This window comes from Massilia sp. LXY-5, assembly GCF_059801075.1.
In genome coordinates this window covers 84028-100168 of sequence record NZ_JBNNEH010000007.1, presented here as the reverse complement: position 1 = coordinate 100168, position 16141 = coordinate 84028, and the positions used below count along the sequence as shown (strand labels likewise).

Here is a 16141-nt window from a genome sequence, read left to right as displayed (position 1 = left end):
CGGATCGCGCGGCCCCGGCTGACGCGGTGTCGACAATAAAAAAGCGCCTTCGCAGGCGCTTTTTTTATGGCTGAGGCCGGCGTGGCCTAATGGCTGTGCCCGCTGCCGCAGACGCCGCCGCGCACCAGCGCACCCGGCAGTACCGTGCCCGGCTCGCGGCCGCTATCTCCCTCGAAGCCGGCCGCGTGCAGGCGGTTCAGATAGTCCTGCCACAGGGCATCGTGCTCATTGCCCAGCTTGTACAAATAATCCCAGGTAAAGATGCCGCTCTCGTGGCCGTCGGTGAACAGCGGTTTGACGGCGTAGTTGCCGACCGGCTCGACACCCTTGATGCCGACCTCGCGCTTGCCCACTTGCAGGGTTTCCTGGCCGGGGCCGTGCCCCTTCACTTCGGCCGACGGCGAGTAGACGCGCATCAGTTCGAAAGGAATCGAGAAGGCGCGGCCGTCGTCAAAGGCGATGTCGAGCAGGCGGGACTTCTGGTGGACGGTCAGTTCGGTTGGAATCGGCATGATTTTTTAAACTTTGTTAAACCGCCGCGCGATCGCGTCGGCCAATTGCGGCAACAATGCGCGCCGTGCATCGAGCACGGCGGCATCCGTTTCGCGCACCGCCGCCGCCCACACGGGAGCAGGGAAGTGCGCATCGTCAGTGTAGCGCGGGATCACATGCCAGTGCAGGTGCGGTACGACATTGCCCAGGCTTGCGACGTTGATTTTAGAAGGCGCCATCACCTCGCGGATCGCCTCTTCCACTTCATGGACCGCTTCGTTGAGCAGCAGCCGGTCCGCGCGTGACAGGTCGCTCATCTCGCGCACGTGCTTGCGCCAGATGACCCGGCAGAAGCCCGGATAATTGGCGTCGTCGACGATGATGACCGCGAACTTGTCGTTCGCGGCAACGGTCGGCACGCTCAATGCGCACAGCTCGCAGGCCTGCTCAGTCGTCATACCAGCACCCGCTCGATGCCGCCATTGTTGGCGCGCGCGACGTAATCCGGCAGCCAGTTCTCGCCCAGCAGGTGCTTCGCGATCTCGACGACGATGTAGTCGCTCGACGTGTTCGCATCATTGTTGTAGCGCGACAGGCCCTGCAGGCAGGACGGGCAGCTGGTCAGGATCTTGACTTCGCCCTCGAAGCCGTCTTCGCGCAGTTTCGCCGCACCCTTCTCCATCTCGCTCTCCTTGCGGTAGCGGACCTGGGTCGCGATGTCCGGACGCGACACGGCAAAGGTGCCGGACTCGCCGCAGCAGCGGTCGTTCTTTTCGATTTTCACGTTGTCGAAGGTGGAGACCAGCTCGTTCACGGTCTTGACCGCATCCTGGATCTTCATCGGCGTGTGGCAAGGGTCGTGGTACATGTAGCGCGTGCCCTCGACTCCTTCGAGCTTGACGCCCTTCTCCAGCAGGTATTCATGGATGTCCATGATGCGGCAGCCCGGGAAGATCTTGTCGAACTCATAGGTCGCCAGCTGGTCGTAACAGGTGCCGCACGAGACCAGCACCGTCTTGATGTCGAGGTAGTTCAGGGTGTTCGCCATGCGGTGGAACAGCACCCGGTTATCCGTCATCATCTTGTCGGCCTTGTCGTACTGGCCGGCGCCGCGCTGCGGATAGCCGCAGCACAGGTAACCCGGCGGCAGCACGGTCTGTACGCCCACTTCCCACAACATCGCTTGCGTTGCGAGACCGACCTGCGAGAACAGGCGCTCGGAACCGCAGCCCGGGAAGTAGAACACCGCTTCGCTGTCGGCATTGGTCGCCTTCGGGTTGCGGATGATCGGGATGACTTTATCGTCCTCGATATCGAGCAGCGCGCGCGCCGTCTTCTTCGGCAGGTTCCCCGGCATCTTCTTGTTGATGAAGTGGATCACCTGCTCGCGCACCGGCGCTTTACCGGTGGTCGGTGGCGGTGCGGCGGTCTGCTCCTTCGCGAATTTCTTGAGGATGCTGTTACCCAGGCGCTGGGCCTTGTAACCGACGCCGACCATGGCCGCGCGGGTGGCGTTGATCGTGGTCGGATCGGTCGCGTTCAGGAAGAACATGGCGGCGCGATTGGCCGGTTTGAAGCTGCGCTTGTCCATCTTGCGCAGCAGGTTACGCATGTTCATCGAGACGTCGCCGAAGTCGATGTTGACCGGGCATGGCGTCACGCACTTATGGCACACGGTGCAGTGGTCGGACACGTCCTCGAACTCTTCCCAGTGGCGGATCGAGACGCCGCGGCGGGTCTGTTCTTCGTAGAGGAAGGCTTCGATCAGGGCCGAGGTCGCGAGGATCTTGTCGCGCGGCGAGTACAGCAAATTCGACTGCGGCACGTGGGTCGTGCAGACCGGCTTGCATTTGCCGCAGCGCAGGCAGTCCTTGATCGAATTGGCGATCTCGCCGATGTCGCTCTGCTGCATGATCAGCGATTCGTGGCCCATCAGGCCGAAAGACGGCGTGTAGGCGTTGCGCAGGTCGGCGTGGGCTTCTTTCAGATTGAGCAGCTTGCCCTTGTTGAAGCGGCCCTCCGGGTCGACGCGCAGTTTGTAGTCGCGGAATTCCTGGATCTCGTCGTCCGTCAGGAATTCGAGCTTGGTGATGCCGATGCCGTGTTCGCCCGAAATCACCCCATCCAATGAACGCGCCAGCTTCATGATGCGCTCGACGGCTTTATGGGCGTCCTGCAGCATCGCGTAGTCGTCCGAGTTCACCGGCAGGTTCGTGTGCACGTTGCCGTCGCCGGCGTGCATGTGCAGGGCCACGAAGACGCGCGAGCGTAATACCCGCTTGTGGATCGCGGTCGTCTCGTCGAGGATGCATTTGTAGGCCGCGCCATTGAAAATCTGGCGCAGCGGCGCGCGCAGGTCCTGCTTCCAGGAGATGCGCAGCGTGTGGTCCTGCACCACGTCGAACAGGGTCGCATCCGGCTGGTTGCCGATGCGCAGGTCGAAGGTGCTCGACAGGTGGCCGAGGCCCAGTTCATCGAGCTGGTGGTGCACATCGACCAGGCGCTGGTCGAGGTTGGCCAGCACATAGTTCCAGCGCGCCTGCACGGCTTCGACCAGGGCCACGGCCTGCTCCGGACGGTCGCCCATGATCTCGTCGCGCGCGACCGTGTCGCCGGTGGCGTCGTCGCTCTTCTCGAGCGGCAGGTGGCCGCCGGACAGATAGGTATGCAGTTCGCCGGCCAGCTGCAGTTTGTTTTTGATCGACAGCTCGACGTTGATGCGCTCGATGCCGTCGGTGTACTCGCCCATCCGGTTCAGCGGAATGACGACGTCCTCGTTGATTTTAAAGGCGTTGGTGTGGCGGGCAATCGCCGCGGTGCGGGCGCGATCGAGCCAGAATTTTTTGCGGGCTTCGGCGCTGACGGCCACAAAACCTTCGCCGACGCGGGTGTTCGCGATGCGCACCACTTCCGAGGCGGCCATGGCGACGGCGTTCTCGTCGTCGCCAACGATATCTCCAAATAACGCCATTTTCGGCAGCGTGCCGCGCTTCGATTTGGTGGCATACCCGACCGCGCGCAGGTAGCGTTCGTCCAGGTGCTCCAGGCCGGCGAGACGCAGGGTCTCGAATTCAGGCTTGCCGTTTTTCGGCAGCGAATCGAGGTAGTCCTTGATCTCGACGATCGACGGAATCGCATCGCGCGCCTGGCCGAAGAATTCCAGCGCCACGGTGCGCGTAAACTTCGGCATCTTGTGCAGGATCCAGCGCCCCGAGGTGATCAAACCATCGGTGCCCTCTTTCTGGATGCCCGGCAGGCCCGAGAGGAATTTGTCGGTGACGTCCTTACCCAAGCCCTCCTTGCGGAACTTGCGGCCCTCGATGGTCAGCGTCTCGGTGCGGAAGGGTGCGCCCTTCGGCGCGCCCTTTACTGCCGGGTGGGTCCATTCCAGTTTAAAGACGGCGGTCGGGGCGTCGTGGATCTTGCCCAGGTTGTGTTCCAGGCGCGTGACTTCCAGCCAGTCGCCGTTCGGGTCGACCATGCGCCACGAGGCCAGGTTATCCAGCGCCGTGCCCCACAGGACGGCCTTCTTGCCACCCGCGTTCATCGCGATATTGCCGCCGATGCAGGACGCGTGGGCCGAGGTCGGGTCGACCGCGAACACGAAGCCGGCCTTCTCGGCCGCCTGCGAGACGCGCTGGGTGACGACGCCGGCGCCGGTATGGATGGTCGCGTACTCGCGGTCCACGCCGGGCAGGCGCGTCATCTCGACTTCGCCCAGGCCGATCAGCTTTTCCGTGTTGATCACGGCCGACATGGCGGTCAGGGGAATGGCGCCGCCGGTGTAGCCGGTGCCGCCGCCGCGCGGGATGATGGTCAGCCCGAGTTCGATGCAGCCTTTCACCAGGCCCGCCATCTCTTCCTCGCTGTCCGGGACCAGCACCAGGAACGGGTATTCGACGCGCCAGTCGGTGGCGTCGGTGACGTGCGACACGCGGTGCATGCCGTCGAAGCGGATATTGCGTTTATCGGTATAGGCGCCGAGGACGGATTTCGCCTTCTTGCGCAGGTCGTACATGTCGCGGAACTCGCGGCCGAAGTCGTCGACGGCCTTGCGCGCGGCGGCCAGCAGCTGCTCGACGGCGGCGCTGCGCGCGGCCACCGCTGCGGCATCGCCACCGTCCGTCGTGTCGACCGTCAGGCGGCGTTTATCGACTTCGGCCAGGCGGTGATGCAGGGCGTCGATCAGCTTCTGGCGGCGCTTCGGGTTGTCCAGCATGTCGTCCTGCAGGTAGGGATTTCTCCGTACCACCCAGATGTCGCCCAGCACCTCGTAGAGCATGCGCGCGGAGCGCCCGGTCTGGCGTGCGCCGCGCAGCTGGTCGAGCAGCTCCCACGATGCTTCGCCGAGCAGGCGGATCACGATTTCGCGGTCCGAGAACGAGGTGTAGTTATAAGGAATTTCGCGCAGGCGCGCCGGTGCGTTATCGGCGAGCAGGGTCTGGATGTTGACTGGGGCGTTCATGGATGAGATCGATGTTTGGACTGGCCCGAAGGACAATCATTTTAGCTTATTGCGCCGCACAACGCTGGGCCGAGACAATTTCCTGCCGAGGTGGGAAGCAACAAAATGCGTATAGACGACTTCGAACGCAAATTAGATTCGCAAAAACATCCTCTCAGGCATCGAAAGTAAGCCTGCGAGCCGGATCAGCCGGTGAAGCGCGTCATCATGTCCCCCACCCTGCGCCAGGCGTCGTCCGGCACATACAGCAGCACCGCCGTCATGGTGAGATATCTCCCGAACTTCCCGATCGCCATGTACATCACGGAGGACCAGAACGGCAAATGCAGCCAGCCGGCCAGCGTACAGAGCGGATCGCCGATTCCCGGCACCCAGGACAGCAGCATGGTTTTCGAGCCGTACTTCGCCAGCCAGCCGAACCAGCGGCTCTGGCGTTCGCGGGCAAAGGCGATCTTGGCCCGATAGCCGATCAGGTAGTCGACCGCACCGCCCAGGGTGTTGCCGATGGTGGCGACGATGATCGCCGGCCAGAACATGGCCTCGTTCGCCTTCACGACGGCGAATACGGCCGGCTCGGAACCGAGCGGCACCAGGGTGGCGGAGACGAATGCGATGAGAAAGACCGACGTGAGCCCGACTGTGGGAGCGGCGAGGACCTTGAGCAGCCAGAGGACAGCGGTTTCGATCATCAGTGAAGGTTCGGCAATTGGAGAGGTCCATTATAATAAGGAAAACACATCGCCCCGACACGATACGCCGTGCCCGCTACCCGGGAGGGCGTGTCGCACTGCAGCTTAGGTCACCCGCCAAGGTTTTCAGTCTCGCGTCACAGGAACCAGGATACTGGCCACGCACTCTCCTTTCTTGATCATGACAACCGACTATTTGAAAAAAATCCTGACCGCGCGCGTCTACGACGTCGCCCAGGAAACGCCGCTCGAACTCGCGCCCACCCTGTCGCAGCGCTTCGGCAACCGCATCTATTTCAAGCGCGAAGACATGCAGAGCGTGTTCAGTTTTAAACTGCGCGGCGCCTACAACAAGATGGCGCACCTGTCGCAGGAGGCCCTGAAGCGCGGCGTGATCTGCGCCTCGGCCGGCAACCACGCGCAAGGCGTGGCCCTGTCCGCCGCCCGCCTCGGCTGCCGTGCGCTAATCGTGATGCCGACCACGACACCGCAGGTGAAAATCGACGCGGTCAAATCGCGCGGCGGCAATGCGGTCGAGGTCGTGCTGCACGGCGACTCCTACACCGACGCCTACAACCACGCGATCACGCTCGAGCGCGAGCAGAAGCTGACCTTCGTCCACCCCTTCGACGACCCGGACGTGATTGCCGGCCAGGGCACGATCGGCATGGAGATCCTGCGCCAGCATTCGAGCCCGATCCACGCGATCTTCGTCGCCATCGGCGGCGGCGGCCTGATCTCGGGCATCGGCGCTTATGTGAAAGCGGTGCGCCCGGACATCAAGATCATCGGCGTGCAGTCGATCGATTCGGACGCGATGGCGAAAAGTTTGAAGGCGGGCGAGCGCATCACGCTGCCCGACGTCGGCCTGTTCTCGGACGGCACCGCGGTGCGCCTGGTCGGCGAAGAGACCTTCCGCGTGGCGCAGCAAGTCGTGGACGAGATCATCCTGGTCGACACCGATGCGATCTGCGCCGCGATCCAGGACGTGTTCCAGGACACCCGTTCCATCCTGGAGCCGGCCGGCGCGCTGGCGATCGCAGGCGCCAAGGCCTATATCGAACGCTCGCAGATGGCGCGCCAGCCGGTGAAGAACGAGTCCCTGGTGGCGGTCGCCTGCGGCGCCAACATGAATTTCGATCGCCTGCGTTTCGTTGCCGAGCGCGCCGAGCTGGGCGAAGCGCGGGAGGCCGTGTTCGCGGTGACCATTCCCGAGCAGCGCGGCAGTTTCAAGCGTTTCTGCTCGCTGGTCGGTCCGCGCAACGTCACCGAGTTTACGTACCGGATCAGCGATGCGCGCCAGGCGCACGTGTTCGTGGGCGTGCAGGTCGGCAGCCGCGGCGAATCGAGCCTGCTGGCCCACACCTTCGAGCAGCACGATTTCGCCACGCTCGACCTCACCCACGACGAACTGGCCAAGCTGCACATCCGCCACCTGGTCGGCGGCAAAAGCGCACTGGCCCAGGACGAGCTGCTGTACCGCTTCGAATTCCCCGAGCGTCCGGGTGCGCTGATGCGCTTCCTCGACAGCATGGCGCCGAACTGGAATATCTCGCTGTTTCATTACCGGAACCAGGGGGGCGACGTGGGCCGCATCCTGGTCGGCCTGCAGGTGCCGAGCGGGGAGATGGACGAGTTCCGGCAGTTCCTGGCGACGCTGGGGTACCGGTATTGGGACGAGACGGCGAATCCGGTTTATAAACTGTTCTTGTGATTGCCTTGTGATAGCGGCCGGTGACACGTACGTAACGCGTGGGCTCGGAGAGCCCACCCTACGTTACGCCACAGCTGCGGGCGTTGTCGTTGACCGCTGCGCACCGTCGTAACGCGTGGGCTCGGGGAGCCCACCCTACGTTACGCCACAGCCGCGGGCGTTGTACGTTGACCGCTGCGCACCGTCGTAACGCGTGGGCTCGGGGAGCCCACCCTACGTTACGCCACGGCCGCGGGCGTTGTCGTTGACCGCTGCTCACCGTAGGGTGGGCTCTCCGAGCCCACGCGTCATGCGGCTGCCGCACCGCAGGCCAGACACACACCCATCCGCGGAAAGGTGTACGATACGCCGCTTTGCCGCCGCCGGGCCCATCGAGACGAGATCATGCACAACACCCCCGATCAATCGCCACTTGGAAAATCTTCCGCCTACCAGACCCAGTACGCACCGGAGCTGCTGTTCCCGATTCCGCGCCAGCAAAAGCGCGAGGAACTGGCGATCACCGGTACCTTGCCCTTCTTCGGCCTGGACATCTGGAATGCCTACGAATTGTCGTGGCTGAACATGCGCGGCAAGCCGCAGGTGGCGATCGCGACCATCAGCGCGCCGGCCGATTCGCCGAACATCGTCGAATCGAAGTCGTTCAAGCTCTACCTCAATTCCTTCAACCAGACGCGCGTGGCCGGTCCGGATGCCCTGTTGTCCCTGCTGCGCGAGGACTTGTCGAACGCCTTCGGTGCGCCGGTCCACATCACGCTGGTCGAGCCCGAGAATTTCGGCAAGCTCAAAATGGGCGAACTCGAAGGACTGTCGCTGGACCGCCTCGACATCGAAGTCGACGATTATTCGCCGGCGCCGCACCTGCTCACCGCCAATTTCGACGAGGCGCCGGTCGAGGAAACCCTAGTCTCGAACCTGCTGAAATCGAATTGCCTCGTCACCGGACAGCCGGACTGGGGCAGCGTGCAGATCGAGTATGCGGGTCCGCAAATCGACCAGGAAGGCCTGCTGCGCTACCTGATCGGCTTTCGCGAGCACAATGAATTCCACGAGCAGTGCGTCGAGCGCATCTTCATCGACATCCTGCGCCAGTGCAAACCGAGCAAGCTGGCGGTGTACGCGCGCTACACCCGCCGTGGCGGCCTCGACATCAATCCGTGGCGGGCGAATTTCAGCACCGGGCGGCCGCACAACCTGCGCGGCGCGCGCCAGTAAATCGGCGCCACGACCGTTGTACCTTTCCAGCCACAGAATCGACGGACAAACGATATTTTATTGTTACCTTCAGTATGCATAATTAATATGCAAAGACGGTGAAAAGACGGCGAACGCGCCGTCTTTCCTTCGATTCATTCAGCCACTACCACTTTTCGTTGCGGAAATTGCGCGTCCTCTTGTGAAAGCGCAAAGAGGGCTAAGACAAGGGTGGCTGAGAGGTCGAAAGAAACCGGCGACAGGCGTAGGATACCGACGCGAAATCGAATTACAGGGCCGGAAAACAGGCCTATAATTCCGCTCCGCAAGTCGGCCTTGGTGCCGCATTATGAAAAGCGTGAAATGACCAACCTCAGCAAAATCCTTTCCCTCGAAAACGTCCAGCTCGACATCGAAGTGTCGAGCAAGAAGCGCGCCTTTGAACAGGCCGGACTGATTTTCGAGAACAACTGCGGGATCGCACGTTCGACCGTCTCGGAGAACCTGTTCGCGCGCGAGCGCCTCGGTTCGACCGGCCTCGGCCATGGCGTCGCCGTGCCGCACGGACGCATCAAGGGCAGCAAGAGTTTGAAGCAGCCGATCGCCGCGTTTGTTCGCCTGGCCGCACCGATCCCCTTCGAATCGCCCGACGGCCAGCCGGTCAGCCTGCTGTTCTTCCTCCTGATTCCGGACCACGTGACGCAGCAGCACCTGGAAATCCTGTCGGAAATTGCCGAGCTGTTCTCGGACGAAGCGATCCGCACCGCCCTGGCCACCGATACCGATCCGCGCTCGATCCACGAACGCATTATCAACTGGCAACCTAGCTTGCAGGCCTTGGGTTAAACTCGTGGGGGAGTCCTCTCCGCCACGCGTTTAACCTTACCGATCTTGCCATGCTGCAGACTCCGCTCACCATCCAACGGCTGTACGACGACAACCGCGACAGCCTGCAACTGGGCTGGTTCGCCGGCTTTCCAGGGGGCGAGCGGCTGATCTCGGGCGACGTCGCCTCGGCCGCCGACCAGGTCGGCCACCTGAACCTGATCCACCCGGGCCGCATCCAGGTCTTCGGGCACCAGGAACTGAATTACTACCACCGCCTGAAATCGAGTTCGCGCAGCCACGTGATCGGCGAACTCATCGGCGGCGGGCCGCCGGCGCTGATCATCGCGCAAGGCCTGGAAACCCCGCCCGACATCCTTGCCATCTGCGACGAGCAGAACATCCCGCTGTTTTCGACCCCGCTGCCTGCGGCCCAGGTGATCGACTTCCTGCGCGTGTACCTGTCGAAAAAGCTGGCCCAGCGCGTGATCATGCACGGCGTCTTCATGGACGTGCTCGGCGTCGGCGTGCTGATCACGGGCGATTCCGGCCTCGGCAAAAGCGAGCTCGGTCTCGAGCTGATCTCGCGCTCGCACGGTCTGGTCGCCGACGATGCCGTCGAATTCTCGCGCATCGCCCCGAACATGATCGAGGGCCGCTGCCCGCCCCTGCTGCAGAACCTGCTGGAGGTGCGCGGCCTCGGCCTGCTCGACATCAAGGCGATCTTCGGCGAGACCGCGGTGCGCCGCAAGATGCGCCTGAAACTGATCGTGCACCTGGTAAAACGCGGCGTGCTCGACGAGGAAGTCGAGCGCCTGCCCTTCCATTTCCCGACCGAAGAAGTGCTGGGACTGCCGATCCGCAAGGTCGTCATTCCGGTGGCAGCCGGCCGCAACATCGCGGTGCTGCTCGAGGCCGCGGTGCGCAATACGATCCTGCAATTGCGCGGGATCGATACGCTGCAGGAGTTCATGGAGCGGCAACGACAAGCGATGAGCGGAGATTGAGTGTTGCCAAGGAGTCTGCCCTTGCAAGGGCAGACCGTTCCGCAGGCGCGGGACATGTCCCGCGAAACCCCTGCTCCACCAACGTCAGGCCATGAGCGGAGATTAGAGCGCTTGCTCTGCCCAAACGCGCCGCAACCCCCGTGCATTCGCTGCTAACGTTCACGATCGGAAGGTAATCGCTTTCAACCGGTCAAAATCGGGACGACCGGGGACAAAGTTGCTACGGTTGCGGTATCATCGCGCCATGCACATCGTTCTCATCACCGGTATCTCCGGATCGGGCAAATCGGTTGCCCTGAATGTTCTGGAAGACGCGGGTTACTACTGCGTCGACAACCTGCCGCCGGCCTTGCTGCCGCAGCTGGTGAAAGCCGTGTCGAGCGAAGGCACGGGCAAGCTCGCCGTCGCGGTCGATGCCCGCAGCTCGGAATCGCTGACCGAATTGCCGCTGACGGTGGCGCGGCTGAAAGAAGAAGGCCACCAGGTCAAGGTGCTGTTCCTGACCTCGAGCACCCATTCGCTGGTGGCGCGCTTCTCCGAAACGCGGCGCAGCCATCCGCTGTCGCACACGCTGCGCCCGGGCGAAAACCCGGCCTCGCGCCGCACGCTGATCGAATGCATCGCCGAGGAGCGTGAACGCCTCGGCGCGATCGAGCAGCTCGGTCACGTGATCGACACCTCCGAAGCATCGGCGAATAAACTGCGCGGCTGGATCAAGGAACTGGCCGAAGTCCAGCACGCACCGCTGACCCTGTTCTTCGAGTCCTTCGCCTTCAAGGTCGGCGTGCCGCTCGACGCCGACTTCGTGTTCGACGTGCGCGCCATCCCGAACCCGTATTACGACCTGGCGCTGCGCCCGCTGACCGGCAAGGACGCCCCCGTGATCGCCTTCCTCGAGGCCCAGCCGAGCGCCACCGAGATGCTGCACGATATCTGCAAGTTCGTGGAAAAGTGGCTGCCTTCGTTCAAGACGGACAACCGCAGCTACCTGACGGTGGCCGTCGGCTGTACCGGCGGGCAGCACCGCTCGGTGTACATGGCGGAGCGGTTGGCGGCCTACTTCAACGAGAGCGAGCGCGTGGTGCTGCGGCATCGCGAGCAGTCGTAGCTCCCGTAGGGTGGGCTCCAGTGAAACCGTCGTTGAGGCCATTGGCCTCAACGACCCCACGCGGTGATACGCGCGGGCTCCGATTTCGTGCCGGATGATCTCGCTGCCATGTATCGCCGCGTGGGCTCGGGGAGCCCACCCTGCGTTACGCTACAGTTATCAGCTTAAATGCCGCAGCGGGTGTGCGTGATCCGGCCAGACAGGTTCGAAGAACTGCTCCACCATTTCCGGAGTCACCGCGTCGAGCGTTGGCGGATTCCAGGCAGGCGCATTGTCCTTGTCGATCACCAGCGCGCGCACGCCTTCCAGCACTTCCCCGTGTTCAAAATTGCGGCGCACCAGCGAGCGTTCCATGCGCAGGCAGTCGGCGACATCGAGCGCGGCCCCACGCTGCAGCATCTCCCAGGTCACGCACATCATCAGCGGTGAACGCTGGCGCATCGCAGCCAGGGCTTTCTGCAGGAACGGATTCTCGTCCTTTTCCAGCGAGGCCATGATGGCGGCCACCGAACCGGCGCCGAAGTGCGCGTCGATCGCGGCGCGCTGCGTCTCCAGCACGCTCCGGCCCGCGTCCACAGCGAAGCGCTCAGCGAAGCGACGGATCGCGTCAGCCAGCTGAGCGCCCGGCGTCGATTCGATCAGCGCGTTCAGTTCGCCCAGCTGCGCGCCCGGCACGAAGACGTCGGCCAGGCCGAGGTACAGCGCGTCGGCAGCGCCGATCGTCAGTCCGGTCAGGCCCAGGTAGTTGCCCAGCTGGCCCGGCGCGTGCGACAGGAAATGGCTGCCGCCGACGTCCGGGAACAGGCCGATGTTCACTTCCGGCATCGCCATCTTCGTGCGCTCGGTCACGATGCGCAGGCCAGTTTCAGGACCGCCCTGGGCGATACCCATGCCGCCGCCCATCACCACGCCGTCCATGATCGACACATACGGTTTCGGATAGAAGTGGATCAGATGGTTCAGCGCGTATTCCTCGGTGAAGAAATCTTCGAGCAGGGCGCTGCCGCCGGTCGGGGTCGCGTGGCCGGCTTCGTGGAAGAAGCGGATATCGCCGCCCGCGCAGAGGGCTTTTTCGCTGCTGCTGGTGAGGACGACCGCGCACACCGACGCGTCGTCGCGCCAGGCCAGCAGGATGTCCGTCAGGCGCCGCACCATCGCCAGCGAGAGGGAGTTCAGAGCCTTGGGACGGTCGAGCGTGATGATGCCGGTGCCGTTGGCAACGCGGGTCAGGACATGGTCGGTCATGGCGAATTCGTTGATGGAAAAGACAAGCATTTTACCCAAGACACTGCCGTCCACCGCACAAAATGAAAAGGGCGCCTTCCGGCGCCCTCGTTCAGACGGTGCTCGATGCGCGATCAGATCGCAGCAGCAGCCTCTCCGCCTTCAGGCAGGCGCTTGAGCGCCTCACGACTATGGTCCTTCAACATCGTCTTGTATTTCATCACCTGGCGATCGAGCCTGTCCATCAGGAGATCGATCGCCGCATACAGGTCTTGCGCCACACTTTCCACGTGTACGGTCTTGCCGGAGACGCGCAGGTTGATCTCGGCCTTCTGTCGTTTGTCTTTTTCGGTGAGGTTGTCGATCGCGAGGATGACGTGGGAATCGATCACTTGATCGAAATGGCGGGTGATGCGTTCGAGCTTGTTCTGTACGTATTCACGGATGGCGGGGGTGACGTCGAGGTGGTGGCCACTGATGGTGAGATTCATACACACTCCTTTGAAAATGTAGCGGCCGCCGCGCCGCGCAGGGAGTGCGCATGGGGGCCGCTGTTACAAGGATTTGCGGAGACTGACGGGAGGAATCTTGAGTGCCTCGCGGTATTTTGCAACCGTGCGGCGCGCAATGACCATCCCTTGTTCACCGAGCATTTCCGCGATCTTGCTGTCGGATAATGGGTTCTTTGGGTCTTCTGCTCCTGTCAGTTGCGCAATGAGCGCCCGTATCGCCGTAGACGATGCTTCGCCCCCCGCTTCGGTGGCGACATGGCTTCCGAAGAAATACTTCAGCTCAAACATGCCGTGCGGGGTCAGCATGAATTTTTGAGTTGTCACGCGAGAAATTGTGCTCTCGTGTAGTCCTAGTGTATCAGCTATCTCGCGAAGCACAAGGGGACGCATGGCAACCGCGCCATGGCTGAAAAAGTTCTTCTGGCGCTCCACAATTGCCTGCGAAACACGCAGGATCGTGTCGAAACGCTGGCGCATATTTTTAATGAGCCACTTCGCTTCCTGCAGCTGCGCGCTCATCTGGCCTTCGCCTTTTCCCTGCTTGAGCAAATTCGCATAGACGTTGTTCACACGCAGGCGCGGCATCACTTCGTTGTTCAGCGAGACGCTCCAGCCGCCCTTCGACTTGCGGACAATAACGTCCGGTACGACGTAATCCGAGACGCTCGATGCGAAGGCGGCGCCGGGATGCGGATTGCACTGGCGGATCACGGCCTGCGCCTCGCGCAGGTCCTCGTCGTCGCAGTCGAGCGCTTTTTTCAGTTTCGTGAATTCGCGCTGCGCGAACCAGCTCAGATACCCCTCGACGATTTTCAGGGCCATGCGCCGCGTCACCAGCGGCACGCCCGGCATCGCGCGGATCTGCAGCGCCAGGCATTCGGATGCGCTGCGCGCGCCGACGCCGACCGGGTCGAGGCTTTGCACCAGCGCCAGCGCGCAGCGCAGTTCGTCCATCTCGACCTCGAGCTCCTCCGGCAAGCGCGCATGGATCTCGTCGAGCTGCTCCTCCAGGTAGCCGTTGTCGTCGATCGCGTCGATCACGAGTTCGGCCAGCGCGCGGTCGCGCGCCGTGACGCCCGTCACGCGAATCTGCTCGCACAGATGCTCGCGCAGGGTCACGCCGACCGCGCCGAGCTGCGGGCGGCCGTCGTCGTCGCCGTCGCCGCTCGATGCGCGCGAACCCTCTCCCCAGTCGCCCTCGGACTCGCCGCGTTCGACCTCGCCGCCTTCGCCGCCCTCGGCCGCCTCGGGCGCAGGGGCGCCCTCCTCGTTGTTCGGCGCCGGCGCCTCGGCTTGCGCCGGCGCGCTGTTGATCGCGCCGTCGGCCAGCAGGCGCACCGAGTGGTCGAGCGGGTCGTCGAGCCGTTCGAGCAGCGGGTTATCGGACAGGATCTGCTCGATCTCCTGATGCAGTTCGAGGGTGGAGAGCTGCAGCAGGCGGATCGACTGCTGAAGCTGCGGCGTGAGCGCCAGGTGCTGCGAAGTCCGGAGTTGCAGGGATTGTTTCATGGTGCCGCTTGGTGTCCCGTGTTGTTGCTACAGCCTTGCTACATGCGGAAGTGTTCGCCCAGGTAGACGCGTCGTACCGACTCGTCGGCGATGATGTCGTCGGGACGTCCCGACGCCAGCACCGCGCCCTGGTTGATGATGTAGGCGCGGTCGCAGATGCCGAGCGTCTCGCGCACATTGTGGTCGGTGATCAGGACGCCGATGCCGCGTTCCTTCAGGAAGCGCACGATGCGCTGGATCTCGATCACGGCGATCGGGTCGACGCCGGCGAACGGTTCGTCGAGCAGCACGAAGCGCGGATTGGTCGCCAGCGCGCGCGCGATCTCGACGCGGCGCCGCTCGCCGCCCGACAGCGACAGGGCCGGGTTCTCGCGCAGCTTCTCGATCTGCAGTTCGGCCAGCAGCGAGTCGAGGCGCGTATTGATGGCATCCTTCGTCAGCGCCTTGCCGTTGTCGTCGCGCTGCAGTTCGAGCACGGCGCGGATATTGTCTTCCACCGTCAGCTTGCGAAACACCGAGGCTTCCTGCGGCAGGTACGACAGGCCCATCACCGCGCGCCGGTGGATCGGCAGGCTCGAAATGTTGGCGCCATTGATCTCGATGGTACCGGCGTCCGACGGCACCAGGCCGACGATCATGTAGAACGAGGTGGTCTTGCCGGCGCCGTTGGGGCCGAGCAGGCCGACGACTTCGCCGCAGCCGACCTCCAGCGAGACGTCGCGCACGACCAGGCGCTTGCCATAGCTTTTTTGCAGTCCGCGCACCACCAGGGTGCTGCGGTTGTCGCGTGCATCTTTCATTATTTCTTTCCTGGTGCTGCCGGCGCTGCCGGAGCCACCGCTGGAGCCGCGGCGGGCGCAGTGCGGCGCGGCGCGATGATCAGGGTGCCGCGGCCGCCGCCGGACTTGGTCTCGCCGCTGGCGTCGTTGCGCACGGTGGCCACTTCCTTGCGGTTGTCGTAGGAGATGTAGGCGCCATCGAGTTCGTTCGTCAGGCGCCCGTTCTCGAGTTCCTTCACGATCGCCTTCGAGAACAGTTTCACGAGTTCCACCCGCTCGTCGTATTCGATGCGCTCGGCCTGGCCTTCGACCCACAGGTCCGGGCCGCCGTCGCGCTTCTGGCGGAAGGTCGCCACGCGCCCCGGGTTCGAAGTAAGCGTGACGTTCATGTAGCCTTCCGGGGTTTCCTTGAGCAGCGCGCGGTCCGACTTCAGGATCAGGGTGCCGCGCGTGAGGACCACATTCCCCGTCAGGATGCGCGTCTGCGTGACTTCGTCGACGTCGAGCGAATCGAAGTTGATGACGGCCTGCTTGAGCGAGTCCGCGCGCTCGGCGTGGGCTGCCGTCAGCGACAGCAGCGAAAGGAAGGCGGCGGCGAAGATTTTTTTCATTAGGGCTCGTTC

At 63.4% G+C, this 16141-nt stretch carries 14 protein-coding genes; 5 read left to right on the top strand and 9 right to left on the bottom strand.

Going from position 1 to position 16141, the window contains the following annotated elements; all coding sequences use genetic code 11:
• Nucleotides 1–86: 86 nt before the first annotated feature.
• The 4 genes from ACI48I_RS21670 to ACI48I_RS21655 all read right to left on the bottom strand — a co-directional run bounded on the left by ACI48I_RS21670 (nt 87) and on the right by ACI48I_RS21655 (nt 5646).
• Nucleotides 87–512: a gamma-butyrobetaine hydroxylase family protein gene (locus ACI48I_RS21670; RefSeq protein ID WP_193687400.1), complete on the bottom strand. Its 426-nt coding sequence runs from the start codon at nt 510–512 to the stop codon at nt 87–89.
• 6 nt (nt 513–518) lie between these two features.
• Nucleotides 519–950: an HIT family protein gene (locus ACI48I_RS21665; protein WP_193687401.1), complete on the bottom strand. Its 432-nt coding sequence runs from the start codon at nt 948–950 to the stop codon at nt 519–521.
• Complete coding sequence (locus tag ACI48I_RS21660; protein ID WP_193687402.1) at nt 947–4957, bottom strand: DUF3683 domain-containing protein; 4011 nt, start codon at nt 4955–4957, stop codon at nt 947–949. The genes ACI48I_RS21665 and ACI48I_RS21660 overlap by 4 nt, the downstream gene beginning before the upstream one ends.
• 185 nt (nt 4958–5142) lie before the next feature.
• Nucleotides 5143–5646, bottom strand: coding sequence for a YqaA family protein (locus ACI48I_RS21655; RefSeq protein ID WP_193687403.1), 504 nt, complete (start codon nt 5644–5646; stop codon nt 5143–5145).
• A 181-nt stretch (nt 5647–5827) separates the two neighbouring features.
• Between ACI48I_RS21655 and ilvA the strand changes: the two genes are divergently transcribed.
• From ilvA to rapZ, 5 genes are all read left to right on the top strand, one after another.
• Nucleotides 5828–7360, top strand: coding sequence for a threonine ammonia-lyase, biosynthetic (gene ilvA / locus ACI48I_RS21650; RefSeq protein ID WP_193687404.1), 1533 nt, complete (start codon nt 5828–5830; stop codon nt 7358–7360).
• Between the two features lie 384 nt (nt 7361–7744).
• Nucleotides 7745–8575 (top strand): NADPH-dependent 7-cyano-7-deazaguanine reductase QueF, encoded by an 831-nt coding sequence (queF, locus tag ACI48I_RS21645; protein ID WP_498575365.1) that lies wholly within the window; start codon nt 7745–7747, stop codon nt 8573–8575.
• Nucleotides 8576–8917: 342 nt separating this feature from the next.
• Nucleotides 8918–9400, top strand: a complete 483-nt coding sequence (locus tag ACI48I_RS21640; RefSeq protein WP_056345172.1) for a PTS sugar transporter subunit IIA — start codon at nt 8918–8920, stop codon at nt 9398–9400.
• A gap of 50 nt (nt 9401–9450) precedes the next feature.
• On the top strand, nt 9451–10386 hold the full coding sequence (gene hprK, locus ACI48I_RS21635; protein ID WP_056345175.1) for an HPr(Ser) kinase/phosphatase: 936 nt from the start codon (nt 9451–9453) through the stop codon (nt 10384–10386).
• Nucleotides 10387–10630: 244 nt separating this feature from the next.
• Nucleotides 10631–11494, top strand: a complete 864-nt coding sequence (rapZ, locus tag ACI48I_RS21630) for an RNase adapter RapZ (protein WP_193687406.1) — start codon at nt 10631–10633, stop codon at nt 11492–11494.
• A gap of 159 nt (nt 11495–11653) precedes the next feature.
• On the opposite strand, the gene ACI48I_RS21625 is transcribed toward rapZ, so the two are convergent.
• The 5 genes from ACI48I_RS21625 to lptA all read right to left on the bottom strand — a co-directional run bounded on the left by ACI48I_RS21625 (nt 11654) and on the right by lptA (nt 16129).
• Entirely contained in the window at nt 11654–12739 is a 1086-nt protein-coding gene (locus tag ACI48I_RS21625; protein WP_498575364.1) for an enoyl-CoA hydratase/isomerase family protein, read from the bottom strand.
• Between the two features lie 113 nt (nt 12740–12852).
• Nucleotides 12853–13209, bottom strand: a complete 357-nt coding sequence (hpf, locus tag ACI48I_RS21620; RefSeq protein WP_193687408.1) for a ribosome hibernation-promoting factor, HPF/YfiA family — start codon at nt 13207–13209, stop codon at nt 12853–12855.
• 63 nt (nt 13210–13272) lie between these two features.
• The gene (locus ACI48I_RS21615; protein WP_193687409.1) at nt 13273–14739 is read right to left on the bottom strand and encodes an RNA polymerase factor sigma-54; all 1467 of its coding nucleotides are present in this window, start codon (nt 14737–14739) and stop codon (nt 13273–13275) included.
• Nucleotides 14740–14777: 38 nt separating this feature from the next.
• Entirely contained in the window at nt 14778–15539 is a 762-nt protein-coding gene (gene lptB, locus ACI48I_RS21610) for an LPS export ABC transporter ATP-binding protein (RefSeq protein ID WP_193687410.1), read from the bottom strand.
• Complete coding sequence (lptA, locus tag ACI48I_RS21605; RefSeq protein WP_498575363.1) at nt 15539–16129, bottom strand: lipopolysaccharide transport periplasmic protein LptA; 591 nt, start codon at nt 16127–16129, stop codon at nt 15539–15541. Before lptA ends, lptB begins: the two co-directional genes overlap by 1 nt.
• Nucleotides 16130–16141: the final 12 nt, after the last annotated feature.